The organism is uncultured Methanobrevibacter sp., assembly GCF_900314615.1.
In the GTDB taxonomy this organism is placed as follows: Archaea; Methanobacteriota; Methanobacteria; order Methanobacteriales; family Methanobacteriaceae; genus Methanocatella.
The window spans coordinates 39,676-50,531 of record NZ_OMWA01000015.1 but is presented as its reverse complement, the minus strand read 5'-3'; the positions used below and the strand labels follow the sequence as shown (position 1 = coordinate 50,531).

The 10,856-nt window shown below is 35.3% G+C and carries 14 protein-coding genes; all 14 read right to left on the bottom strand.

The window, feature by feature from the left end:
* Window positions 1–124: 124 nt before the first annotated feature.
* On the bottom strand, window positions 125–895 hold the full coding sequence (locus QZN33_RS06225; RefSeq protein ID WP_296790089.1) for a proteasome assembly chaperone family protein: 771 nt from the start codon (window positions 893–895) through the stop codon (window positions 125–127).
* Between the two features lie 6 nt (window positions 896–901).
* Window positions 902–1,069 (bottom strand): RNA-protein complex protein Nop10, encoded by a 168-nt coding sequence (locus QZN33_RS06220; RefSeq protein ID WP_296790088.1) that lies wholly within the window; start codon window positions 1,067–1,069, stop codon window positions 902–904.
* Between the two features lie 6 nt (window positions 1,070–1,075).
* Window positions 1,076–1,873, bottom strand: coding sequence for a translation initiation factor IF-2 subunit alpha (locus QZN33_RS06215; RefSeq protein ID WP_296790087.1), 798 nt, complete (start codon window positions 1,871–1,873; stop codon window positions 1,076–1,078).
* Between the two features lie 64 nt (window positions 1,874–1,937).
* The gene (locus QZN33_RS06210) at window positions 1,938–2,117 is read right to left on the bottom strand and encodes a 30S ribosomal protein S27e (RefSeq protein ID WP_067044971.1); all 180 of its coding nucleotides are present in this window, start codon (window positions 2,115–2,117) and stop codon (window positions 1,938–1,940) included.
* A gap of 9 nt (window positions 2,118–2,126) precedes the next feature.
* Entirely contained in the window at window positions 2,127–2,405 is a 279-nt protein-coding gene (locus QZN33_RS06205) for a 50S ribosomal protein L44e (protein WP_069575597.1), read from the bottom strand.
* Window positions 2,406–2,638: 233 nt separating this feature from the next.
* Window positions 2,639–3,544 carry a hypothetical protein gene (locus QZN33_RS06200; protein WP_296790086.1) on the bottom strand — a complete coding sequence of 302 codons (906 nt, stop codon included), beginning with the start codon at window positions 3,542–3,544 and terminating at the stop codon, window positions 2,639–2,641.
* A 59-nt stretch (window positions 3,545–3,603) separates the two neighbouring features.
* Window positions 3,604–4,338 (bottom strand): proliferating cell nuclear antigen (pcna), encoded by a 735-nt coding sequence (gene pcn / locus QZN33_RS06195; RefSeq protein WP_296790085.1) that lies wholly within the window; start codon window positions 4,336–4,338, stop codon window positions 3,604–3,606.
* Window positions 4,339–4,407: 69 nt separating this feature from the next.
* Window positions 4,408–5,181, bottom strand: coding sequence for a tryptophan synthase subunit alpha (gene trpA / locus QZN33_RS06190; RefSeq protein ID WP_296790084.1), 774 nt, complete (start codon window positions 5,179–5,181; stop codon window positions 4,408–4,410).
* Window positions 5,174–6,358 (bottom strand): tryptophan synthase subunit beta, encoded by a 1,185-nt coding sequence (trpB, locus tag QZN33_RS06185; protein ID WP_296790083.1) that lies wholly within the window; start codon window positions 6,356–6,358, stop codon window positions 5,174–5,176. Before trpB ends, trpA begins: the two co-directional genes overlap by 8 nt.
* On the bottom strand, window positions 6,355–6,954 hold the full coding sequence (locus QZN33_RS06180; protein ID WP_296790082.1) for a phosphoribosylanthranilate isomerase: 600 nt from the start codon (window positions 6,952–6,954) through the stop codon (window positions 6,355–6,357). The genes trpB and QZN33_RS06180 overlap by 4 nt, the downstream gene beginning before the upstream one ends.
* A complete protein-coding gene (gene trpC, locus QZN33_RS06175; protein WP_342764139.1) occupies window positions 6,947–7,744 on the bottom strand; it encodes an indole-3-glycerol phosphate synthase TrpC in 798 nt (265 codons plus the stop codon). The genes QZN33_RS06180 and trpC overlap by 8 nt, the downstream gene beginning before the upstream one ends.
* Window positions 7,729–8,736, bottom strand: a complete 1,008-nt coding sequence (trpD, locus tag QZN33_RS06170; RefSeq protein ID WP_296790080.1) for an anthranilate phosphoribosyltransferase — start codon at window positions 8,734–8,736, stop codon at window positions 7,729–7,731. The genes trpC and trpD overlap by 16 nt, the downstream gene beginning before the upstream one ends.
* The gene (locus QZN33_RS06165; protein WP_296790079.1) at window positions 8,733–9,317 is read right to left on the bottom strand and encodes an aminodeoxychorismate/anthranilate synthase component II; all 585 of its coding nucleotides are present in this window, start codon (window positions 9,315–9,317) and stop codon (window positions 8,733–8,735) included. The genes trpD and QZN33_RS06165 overlap by 4 nt, the downstream gene beginning before the upstream one ends.
* Window positions 9,314–10,810 carry an anthranilate synthase component I gene (trpE, locus tag QZN33_RS06160; protein ID WP_296790078.1) on the bottom strand — a complete coding sequence of 499 codons (1,497 nt, stop codon included), beginning with the start codon at window positions 10,808–10,810 and terminating at the stop codon, window positions 9,314–9,316. Before trpE ends, QZN33_RS06165 begins: the two co-directional genes overlap by 4 nt.
* Window positions 10,811–10,856 lie beyond the last annotated feature (46 nt).

The window sequence follows — 10,856 nt, the reverse complement described above, 5'->3', positions numbered from 1 at the left end:
AAAAACTATTTAAAAGTTAATAAAAAAATAGAATACCCAACTTACAATTCATCCACAACTTACAGAAGTTGTGGTATTCTTGCATTATTAAGATAAAAAAAGTAAAAAATTATATATTGGAATTCTATCCAATATATCTTAAATCATCTGCATTTCCGGCATTAGCTTTATTAATTAAATCCTGTTCCATTTGTTGAGCTTGAGCAATCATTTGTCTGGTTTCTTCAGCTCTTTCTTCAAGCTTATCAACATTTATTTCAAAATTAAGCAAATGAGCTAATTTATGTAATATCGCTTCTGCCGCTTGAGCATCGATGAAATAACCTGGAGTTTCACCCATTAGACAAGACCCCTGAATTCCCTGACGGGTTGCTAAACCTAAAAATAATCCGGAAGCACCGACGATACCACCGTCATTAGCTCTGATTTCAACACCTGCTTCTTTTAATAATTCAATGCAGGCTTCATCAGTAGCGGCACCGAAAACTTTAGGATTTTCTACATTCGGTCCTGTAACCATTCCGCCAAGTGTGTAAATTCTATTAATGTCGTAGCCTTTTACAAACTCTAAAATTTCCTTACAGACCAGATATTGGCCTTCAGGAGATAATGATTGTGTATTACCTACAAGTAAAATTAAATCCAAATTATCTTCCCCGACATCTCTCAGGTAATATAACTCATTGAACATGTTTTCAATAATACCTTCGTCCTTAACAAGAACTTGAGGCGGAAAAGTTGGAGAATAAATTTCTGCAAATTTAGTAGCTCCCAATTCATCAATCATATGATCAGCAGCTAATTTACCAACATGACCTAAGCCAGGTAATGCTTCAATAAATATAGGATTGTCTAATTCAATATCCTCTAAGACAGTAATTTCTGTAGTTTCCATATGGATTTACTCCTTCATTGACTCTTTTTTCAATATACGTCTATATTTACCATACTTATCCTCAACTGAAAATTTGGGAGGATAAATCACTTTGAGTTTGCCGCCGCATTTTGGGCAAGCTTCTTTTAAAGTATAAATGCCACATTCAGGACATTTATTCATTTTCATATTCATAAGAATCTAATTATCCAATTCTCTTAAAAATGAACCATTTCCGTCAGATTCTTCAACAACTGCAATACATCTATCAGCAGCAGCTTTTAATGCTTTTTCTGCTAATAAATAGTCAGTAGATTTTACAGTAATCCTATATCTTGGTGCACCTACACATTGGACTTTAATCTCTTCTTCCTCATCTCCATTATCTTCAGCAGCCTTAAGTGCAGAAATGATAATTTCAACTCCATTAGGCACAAAAGTTTCAATATCAACATATCCGCTGATGTGAACTTCAGGAGGAGTAATGTTCTTTTTAGCTACTTCAGTAATAGCATCTGCCCAATCTTGTGGGATTCCTTCTTCAGTAAGTGATTCAGCACCTTCATCGGAAGCAGTTTCAAAAGCACCATAAACATCACCGAAGATGTCCATAAGTTCGTAACCTACTTCATCATAAGCAGTATCCAAATCTTTATCTAAGGATTTAGCAGCCAATTCCAGGAATTTTTCTGCTTTCTGTTCGATTTTCCAATGTTGGATTTTTTTAGTTCTTTGATCTTCACGGATTCTTTTTAAGGAAGCATCCACATGTCCTTTTTTAGGATTTACACGGAGAACACGGCAAACAATTTTTTGGTTTTCTCTTACATGATCTCTGATATTTTTTACCCAACCAGAAGATACTTCAGAAATATGAATAAAAGCTTCTTTGCCCTGATATTCTTCTAATTTAGCGAATGCCCCATAATTAAGAACTTTGTAGACTGTACCTACAATAAGTTCCCCTTCATCAGGCCATTCTTGACTTTTTCTTACCATACTCTCACCAACATTAAATAAAAATTATATAAAAATAGTAAAAAATAAGTTAAAAACTAGAAATCTAGTTTAAAACTTTTTCGATGTGTGCAGTAATTTTAGCTTTAGCACCACGGGATTTAACGAGTGTTTTACCACAAATAATACATTTTACGTCTGATGCTGCACGGTCGAAAATTACTTGCTCATTGTCACAATCTAAACATTTAACTTTTAAAAAGTTTCCTCTACCTTTACTAACCATGTTAATCACCTATTTTGCTACAAATTCAGGTTTTCCTGTTCTGAAAGATTGTTTAATGTGAGATTTTCCACATTCTTTGCATTTAAGTCTTAAGTCTAATTTTTTAACTGGTTTGTTTCCAGCAGGTAAAGGCCTTGGGTAACCTCTGTAACCAGCAGTTACACGTCTGAATTGTCTTTGTCCCCAGGTTAACTCACTAGCTTTTCTTTTTTTAGCAGTGTGAACTTCATGCATTGTGTGTTTTTTACAATGAGGACAGTATGTTCTTTTTTCTTTTGGTATTTTCATTTTTTCACCGTTTAATACACCATTAGGTGTTTAATTAATAAATCATTGGAAATCTATTCATAAATTTATCTAAACTAAGTTTAAATCAAAAAATATTAGAGATCAAAACTGCATTGTAACGCATCAAGTCTACAGACAGCAGAAATCCAAATTATATAAAATATAATTTTTTAGTATCACAAATAGATATGCAACTATTTCTGTTTTATAAGTTATATAAAGTTAATGGAAAATTAGATTTTTACCTGGCGACCTTTGCGATTTTTGAAAAATATTTTTGCATTGACCATAGGTAAAGTTACCAGATCCTGTGGTCTGAATGGACCGTATACCTTTTCATCAACACCCATTATAGCATCAATATCATCAAAAACAAGCATTGTTACCAGTTCGGTATCCTTTGCAATTTTTTGAGATTCCAAATCATAAAATTCATCGGTTTCTTCGACTGCGTTAGGATTTTCTTCAAGATTCTCTTCAATAGGCTTTTTAGGTTTCACCTGAGGCCTTTCAGCTTCAGCACGTTTTTGCTGTGATTTGATAATCTGCTTTTCAATAGGTTCTCTTTTCTCGCCGACGATAGGTTTGGCTTTGCTGATTTCATCAAGCCTGTTTAAAACTTCATCATCATTTTTAGGAGTCTCTTTAGGAATTTCTTTTGGAGTTTCTTTAGGAGTATCCAAAGTAGTGCTTTGAGTTCCAACCGGATTTATAACAGTTGTTTTTTCTGAATCGTCATCATCTGACAGTTTATCCAAAGAAATGTTTCCCCTATGAGTTTTTAAAGTATCCAATAAGGAGTAGTAAAACTTTTCTTCTTCAGGAGTTAAATTCAGCGGAGTTGTATCAACCAGATCAAATTTTGGTTTTCCTGTGAAAAGATGGTATGAGCGATGAATATTGATTACAGCGGCTTCGCTGATTTTTTTCTCACGCCTTTCACAAATCTCTGTAGCAATAATCTGAGCCTGTTTAAGAGTACCGTGAGCATTAGAGAATGGATCTTCAATGGCCTGTTTTCTTAATCCATTTAAATACTCGTGAATATCGTTGTAAAAAGTTTCTTCTACACGAGCTAATGTACCATTATTACGTTCTTTCTTCTGAACTTTACGTAAAACTTGATAGAATTCATCCACTTAATATCATCTCTAATGTAGTGTTTAAAATAAAAAAAGGATAAACAAATGAAAAAAAATTATTCATCTGTTTCTAATCTAGGAGCAAGCAAGAAACTTAGTTTACCATCGCCAGTAACCATATTAAGGGTTAAACTTAATGGCATGTCAGTACCTAAGCCGATTTCAGCTTCCTCTGAAAATTTATCTGCTTTAAGCATTTCTCTGATTTTATCCAATGAGAATAAAGATTTTGCATGTTCTGAGATATTCTCACCATGGAGATATTTGATACTAGCATCACCAAATTCACCATCAGCTGATGCGATAAAGTAATCTTCATCAACCTGGAAAGCGATTTTATCTGAAAAGATATCAATATCGTTGATACAGTCTTTTAAGATAGAGAAACGTACTTTAAATGATGTTGGGTGATCAATTTGAGGTGGAACAGGGTTATCATATTCCATATCAATTAATCTTATTTTGAAAGTTCTTGTTGCATCTCCTTCAAAAGTAATAATGAAATTACCTTCATCAACAGACATTAAAACTCTGTCCTGAGATTTTGCACGTTTTAAAACTCTCATGAATTCATCAGTATCAATATTAATTTTTTCAGGAACGTCACAAATATATTCATCGAATAAACTTGATTTAAGCTCTAAATGAACGAAAGTTATGTGACTACGGTCTAAGGCATCTAATCTCATGCCCTCACTGTCAGTTTGAATTTGTACTTCATCAACAATTGATGAAATAGCATCAAAACTGGTTTTTAATATGTTAGAATCACTTAATTCTGCTTTAAACATAAATAATCCTCTAATTAGTAATGTATTAATATTTATTTTTTATATATTATAAATTTATCTTTTATTAGATTATTCATTTGCCGCTTTTTTCATGCTGGAAACATATTCTTTTAGAGGTTTTTCAGCATTTTCACCGTATTCTTCGATTATTTTGACAATTGCACTTCCGACAATTACACCATCAGCAATTTTACCTATTTCAGTTGCCTGTTCTGGAGTGTTTATTCCAAAACCTACTGCCAGAGGCAAATCACAAACATCACGAATATCAGATAGAATAGCATTTAAATCAGTTTTAATCTCAGAACGCATTCCGGTAACTCCTAAAGAGGATACAACATACATGAAACCGGTTGCGTCATTAGCTATCATCTGAATCCTTTCTTTTGAAGTAGGTGCAATCAGTGATATGACATCAACATCATTTTTACGTGCAATATCTGCAATTTCGCCTTTCTCTTCATACGGCAGGTCTGGAGATATGATTCCGTCAACGCCTAATTCATTACATTTTTTAAAGAACTCTTCATATCCATAAAAGAAAACGGGATTGATATAAGTTAAAAATACTATTGGAACTTCAGTTTTTTGGCGGACTTTACGAACAATTTCAAATACATCATCTGTTGTAGTATTGTGTTTCAATGCTCTGACATTAGCGTCCTGAATTACAACACCTTCAGCCATAGGGTCTGAAAAAGGAATACCTATTTCTACCAAATCACACCCGGCATCAACCATTGCCAATATATACTCTACAGTTTTTTCAACTGTCGGGTCTCCTGCAGTCAAAAAGCCTATAAATGCTTTTCCGTTTTTAAAAGCGTTTGGAATTCTACTCATCTAACTCAACTCCCCTGTATTCTGCAATTGATCTGACATCCTTATCTCCTCTTCCTGAAAGACAAATCATTATTATATCATCCTTATCCATTGTCGGCGCTATTTTCATTGCATGGGCAACTGCATGAGCACTTTCAATAGCCGGAATAATTCCTTCAGTCCTTGAGAGATATTCAAATGCTTCAACCGCTTCCTCATCATTTACAGGAACATATTCAGCTCTGCCGATATCTCTTAAATAAGCATGTTCAGGCCCTACACCAGGATAGTCAAGGCCTGCTGATACTGAATAAACCGGAGCAATCTGGCCGTAGTCTCCCTGATTGAAAAATGATTTCATACCATGAAATATTCCAATTTTACCTTTTGTTAAAGCAGCTGCATTATACGGAGTGTCAACCCCTTTTCCGCCGGCTTCACATCCAATCAGCCTGACCTCCTCATCATCGATGAAATTGTAAAATGCACCCATTGCGTTACTTCCTCCACCGACACATGCAACAACAGCTGTCGGAAGTCTTCCCTCTTTTTCCAAAAACTGCTCTCTTGCTTCAGCACTGATTACTGACTGGAAATCACGGACCATCATTGGGAAAGGATGAGGTCCCATTGTTGAACCTATTACATAATTAGTATCATGAACTCTTGCAATCCAGTCTCTGAATGCATCATTGACAGCATCTTTCAAGGTTTTTGTTCCTGATTTGACGGAGTGAACCTTTGCACCCAAGAGTTCCATCCTGTAAACATTCAATGCCTGTCTTTTGGTATCAACTTCACCCATGAACACTTCACATTCCATATCCAAAAGTGCAGCTGCAGTAGCTGTTGCAACCCCATGCTGACCCGCACCGGTTTCTGCAATAACTCTTGTTTTACCCATTTTTTTAGCAAGTAAAACCTGCCCTAAAACATTGTTGATTTTATGAGCGCCTGTGTGGTTTAAATCTTCACGTTTTAAATAGATTTTTGCACCGCCAAGGTCTTCTGTCATTCTTTTAGCATAATACAATAAGGAAGGTCTTCCCGCATATTCTTTTAGCAAATCATTCAGTTCATTTACAAAATCGGGATCATTCATGTAATGATTGTACTGCTCCTCCAGATACAGCAGCTCATTCATTAATGTTTCAGATATGTACTGACCTCCATAATCGCCATATCGTCCTTTATTCACTTTATAGCCTCCATGATTTCTTTAATTTTATTTTCATCTTTATAACCGTCAATTTCTAAACTTGAACTTAAATCTATAGCATAGGGATTAAACTGCTCAACAGCCTGTCTGACATTGCTGCTGTCGATTCCACCTGCTAAAAAGAACTTTTTAGTTAAATCTTTTCTAATCAGCTGCCAGTCGAATGTTTTACCACTGCCTTTCCCACTATCCAGCAGAAGATAATCAGCCTGAGATTTATCATGCATCAATAAGTCTGTATCCTGTGACATTTCAACAGCATTGATAATTTTTAGTTCATTATTAGTTTTTTCTTTTAAATTATTAATATAATCTTCACTTTCATCGCCGTGAAGTTGAGCAATTTCTATAATTCCCTTATTGAATAATGTCAATATTTCATCAAGCTCTGCGTCAACAAAAACACCAACAGAAATAATGTTATCATCTAAATTATCTTTCATTTGTATTGCAAGCTCATGTGAAACCTGTCTTTTGGAATTGGCAAATACAAATCCTATATAATCCGGCTTATATCTGTTTACTATTTCAATATCTTTCAAACGTCTTAATCCGCAGATTTTGATTTTAGGCATTTTTGAACTCCGAAATCATAGCTTTTTTATCATCACATTTCATTAAAGTTTCGCCTATTAAAACTGCATCGACATCATTTTCTTTTAATCTCCTTACATCTTCAGGTGTTTTAATGCCACTTTCAGAAATAAACACTACATCACCACTGACACATCTACGTAGACTTATACTATTTTCAATGTCTACGCTGAAATCTGTCAGATCCCTGTTGTTGACACCGATTATTTCAGCCCCTACATTAAGTGCAGTTCTAATCTCATTGCCGTCATGTGCCTCAACAATAGCGGAAAGACCCAAATCATGAGCCAAATCCAAAAATTTCTTTAACTCTACAATGGACAAAATAGAAACAATCAGCAATACTGCAGAAGCACCTATAGCTTTAGCTTCCCAAATCATATATTCATCAATGATGAAATCCTTTCTTAAAATCGGGATTGAAACATTCTCGGAAATTTCTTTAAGGTAATCGTTGGATCCCTTGAAAAAGTAAGGTTCTGTTAAAACGGAAATTGCAGATGCACCTGCATCCTCATAATCTTTTGCAATGAAAACATAATCAAAATCCTCAGCAATCATGCCCTTTGAGGGTGATGCCCTTTTGACTTCTGCAATTATTGATATTTCATCACCGCTTAAAGCCTCTTTAAACGGAAAATCCTGGGTGATGTTCATTTTAGCGACTTCATCCTTAAGATCATCCAATGACTTGTTTTTCTTTGATTCCACTAATCTTTCTTTTGTTTTTTCAACTATTTCATCCAACATGTCAATCATCTGTTTGTACATTCAATAAATCTTTCAAGCTGCTTTAATGCCTTTCCAGAATCAATAATTTCTTCTGCCAATGCAACACCTTCACGCAGGGATTCGACTTTTCCTGCAACATAAAGGCCTGCTGCTGAATTCAATAGAACAGCATTTCTTTTTGGACCTTTTTCCCCATTTAAAATGGAACGGGTAATTTCAGCATTGACTTTTGCATCACCGCCAACCAAATCCTCTTTGGAGGCCTTTTCCATGCCGAAATATTCAGGTGAAATTTCATATGACATTGTTTTGCCGTCTTTAAGTTCACAGACAAATGTTTTGTCACTGACAGAAATTTCATCCATGCCGTCAACGCCGTAAACTGTCAATGCAGATTTAACTCCCAAATTCTTTAAAACATCAGTTAAAGGCTCTACAAGATCTTTTTCATAGACTCCCAGCACTTCCATTGAAGCACCGGCGGGACTTGTCAGAGGCCCTAAAATATTGAAAATTGTTCTGATTGAAAGTTCTTTACGCACACCTGCAACATATTTCATTGACAAATGATAATTCTGAGCAAATAAGAAACATAAATTAATTTCCCTAAGACATTTTAAACTTTTTTCAGGCTCAATATAAATATTTACCCCCAGCTCTTCCAAGACATCTGCAGCACCACATTTACTGGAAGCGGACCTGTTTCCGTGTTTGGCTACAGGAACTCCTGCAGCAGATATTACAATGGATGAAGTTGTTGAGATATTGAATGTATTTGAACCGTCACCGCCTGTACCGACGATTTCCAAAACTTCCTTATCGTTCAGCAATCTTACACAGTGAGCCCTCATCGCTTCGGCTGATGCAGTGATTTCATCAATTGTTTCGCCTTTCATAGACATTGCAGTGAGATATGCACTCATCTGGACTTCACTTGCTTCACCACTCATGATTTCATCCATAGTCTGGTATGCTTCATCATAAGTTAAATCTTCATGTTTGTAAACTTTTAAAATAGCTTCTTTAATCATAAGATTCCCCTCTCTACTTTTTCCAAGAAATTTCTGATAATTGTTAATCCGTCAGGAGTTAAAATTGATTCAGGATGAAACTGCAGGCCGTAAACACTGTAACTTTCATGCTTTACCGCCATCACTTCACCGTCATCCTTTGCTTTTGAAATAATGTCAAGACAGTCCGGAAGAGTGTCCCTGACAAGACTTAATGAATGATATCTTCCGACACTAATTTCACTCGGAAGTCCCTTAAAGAGATAATCGTAATCAAGTGAAATTTTTGATGATTTTCCATGCATCAGCCTTGAAGCATGTGATATTTTACCGCCAAATGCTTCACATATTGCCTGATGGCCCAGACAAACTCCTAAAATCGGAATCTTATCGTAGAAAGTTTTCACAACATCAATGCATATTCCTGCGTTTTCAGGTTTTCCAGGACCAGGAGACAGTATAATGCATTCAGGATTCAAATCTGATATCTCTTCAAGTGTTATCTTATCGTTTCTTACAACCATGATATCCGGATTGATTTCACCAATCAGCTGATAAAGATTATATGAAAAACTGTCATAATTGTCAATTAAAAGAATCATTCTATCCCTCCGTCAGCAATTTTTAATGCATTTATTACGGCCGCAGCCTTATTTAAGCATTCGTCAAATTCATTTTCAGGTACGCTGTCTGCCACTATTCCTGCTCCTGAGCGAATGAAAACCTTATTGTTTCTTGCAAAGGCTATTCTGATTGAAATGCAGGTATCGATGTTTCCGCTTAAATCAACATAGCCTATGGCTCCGCCGTATATTCCACGTTTATTGTCTTCCAGTTCATTGATTATTTCACATGCTCTTAATTTTGGAGCTCCGGACAATGTTCCTGCAGGAAGAATTGAATCAATAGCTACAAGTGAATCCAAGTCACTTCTTAAAGTTCCGCTTACAGTAGATCCTATGTGCATCACATGGGAAAATCTCTCGATAGACAGGTATTTCTCCACATTAACAGAACCAATCTCGGATATTCTTCCGATATCATTACGGCCCAAATCAACCAGCATATTATGTTCGGCCAATTCTTTTTCATCACTGAGCAGCTCCTCTTCAAGTTTTAAATCTTCTTCAGGTGTTTTTCCGCGAGGCCTTGTTCCGGCCAGAGGAAATGTGAAGAGTTTATTGTCTGTGAGTTTAACTAATGTTTCAGGAGATGCTCCTGCAATTTCAATATCGTTACTTGAGAAATAAAACATGTAAGGTGAAGGATTTGTGGTTCTTAAAACCCTGTATGTATCAAAAAGGCTTCCTGAGATTTCAGCTTCTATCCTATTTGACAAAACAACCTGAAATATGTCTCCCTCTTTTATGTAATTTTTGGCTTTCAGAACCATATCACAGTATTTTTTCTTTGAAAATACCGGTTTAAAGTCAGAATGTAATTTTAAAGATTCGATTTTTGCTTTTTTACCGCATTTTATTAAATTTGCCATCTGTTTTAATTCAATGCAGGCAGTTTCATAATTATTTTCCAAATCATCATTCTTCATATTTACGATAAGGATAATTTTCTGTTTAAAATTGTCAAAAGCAATGACTTTATCAAAAAGCATCACATCTATGTCCTTGAACTGATCCTGGTTTTCTGCATCAAGTTTTAGTGAAGGCTCTGCATATTTTATATAATCATAAGCGAAATAACCTACAAAACCCCCAGTAAACGGCGGCAGGTTCTCTAATTTCGGAGACTTATTTTTTTTAACCAGATCTTTTATGATTTCACTGGGGTTTTCAGTTTCGATTACAACCTCGTCGTCGTTGAACTGGTCGAAATTTTCACTGCCTTTAATTTTAACGATGCCGTCCTGACAGGTGAATTCCAGAAGAGGGTCATAACCTAAAAAAGAGTATCTTCCCCAGTTTTGTGAATCTTCTACACTTTCCAGCATGTAACAGTGGTTACTGCAACCTTTTAAAATTCTTAAAACTTCTATAGGAGTTGCAATATCTGAGAATAATTCATAAGCGATTGGTATGCACTTATACTCCTTATTTTTTGAAATATCTTTTACTTCATCTAAACTTGGGAAAAACATTATATCACTAAATTATTATTTTATAAAATGTACTATTTAAAACCTT

What these genes read in the sequence shown, in the direction of transcription:
- QZN33_RS06225 (WP_296790089.1), bottom strand. Translation starts at nt 895, where the DNA reads ATGGAAACTACAGAAATTACTGTCTTAGAGGATATTGAATTAGACAAT.
- QZN33_RS06220 (WP_296790088.1), bottom strand. Translation starts at nt 1,069, where the DNA reads ATGAATATGAAAATGAATAAATGTCCTGAATGTGGCATTTATACTTTA.
- QZN33_RS06215 (WP_296790087.1), bottom strand. Translation starts at nt 1,873, where the DNA reads ATGGTAAGAAAAAGTCAAGAATGGCCTGATGAAGGGGAACTTATTGTA.
- QZN33_RS06210 (WP_067044971.1), bottom strand. Translation starts at nt 2,117, where the DNA reads ATGGTTAGTAAAGGTAGAGGAAACTTTTTAAAAGTTAAATGTTTAGAT.
- QZN33_RS06205 (WP_069575597.1), bottom strand. Translation starts at nt 2,405, where the DNA reads ATGAAAATACCAAAAGAAAAAAGAACATACTGTCCTCATTGTAAAAAA.
- pcn (WP_296790085.1), bottom strand. Translation starts at nt 4,338, where the DNA reads ATGTTTAAAGCAGAATTAAGTGATTCTAACATATTAAAAACCAGTTTT.
- trpA (WP_296790084.1), bottom strand. Translation starts at nt 5,181, where the DNA reads ATGAGTAGAATTCCAAACGCTTTTAAAAACGGAAAAGCATTTATAGGC.
- QZN33_RS06180 (WP_296790082.1), bottom strand. Translation starts at nt 6,954, where the DNA reads ATGCCTAAAATCAAAATCTGCGGATTAAGACGTTTGAAAGATATTGAA.
- trpC (WP_342764139.1), bottom strand. Translation starts at nt 7,744, where the DNA reads ATGTACAAACAGATGATTGACATGTTGGATGAAATAGTTGAAAAAACA.
- trpD (WP_296790080.1), bottom strand. Translation starts at nt 8,736, where the DNA reads ATGATTAAAGAAGCTATTTTAAAAGTTTACAAACATGAAGATTTAACT.
- QZN33_RS06165 (WP_296790079.1), bottom strand. Translation starts at nt 9,317, where the DNA reads ATGATTCTTTTAATTGACAATTATGACAGTTTTTCATATAATCTTTAT.
- trpE (WP_296790078.1), bottom strand. Translation starts at nt 10,810, where the DNA reads ATGTTTTTCCCAAGTTTAGATGAAGTAAAAGATATTTCAAAAAATAAG.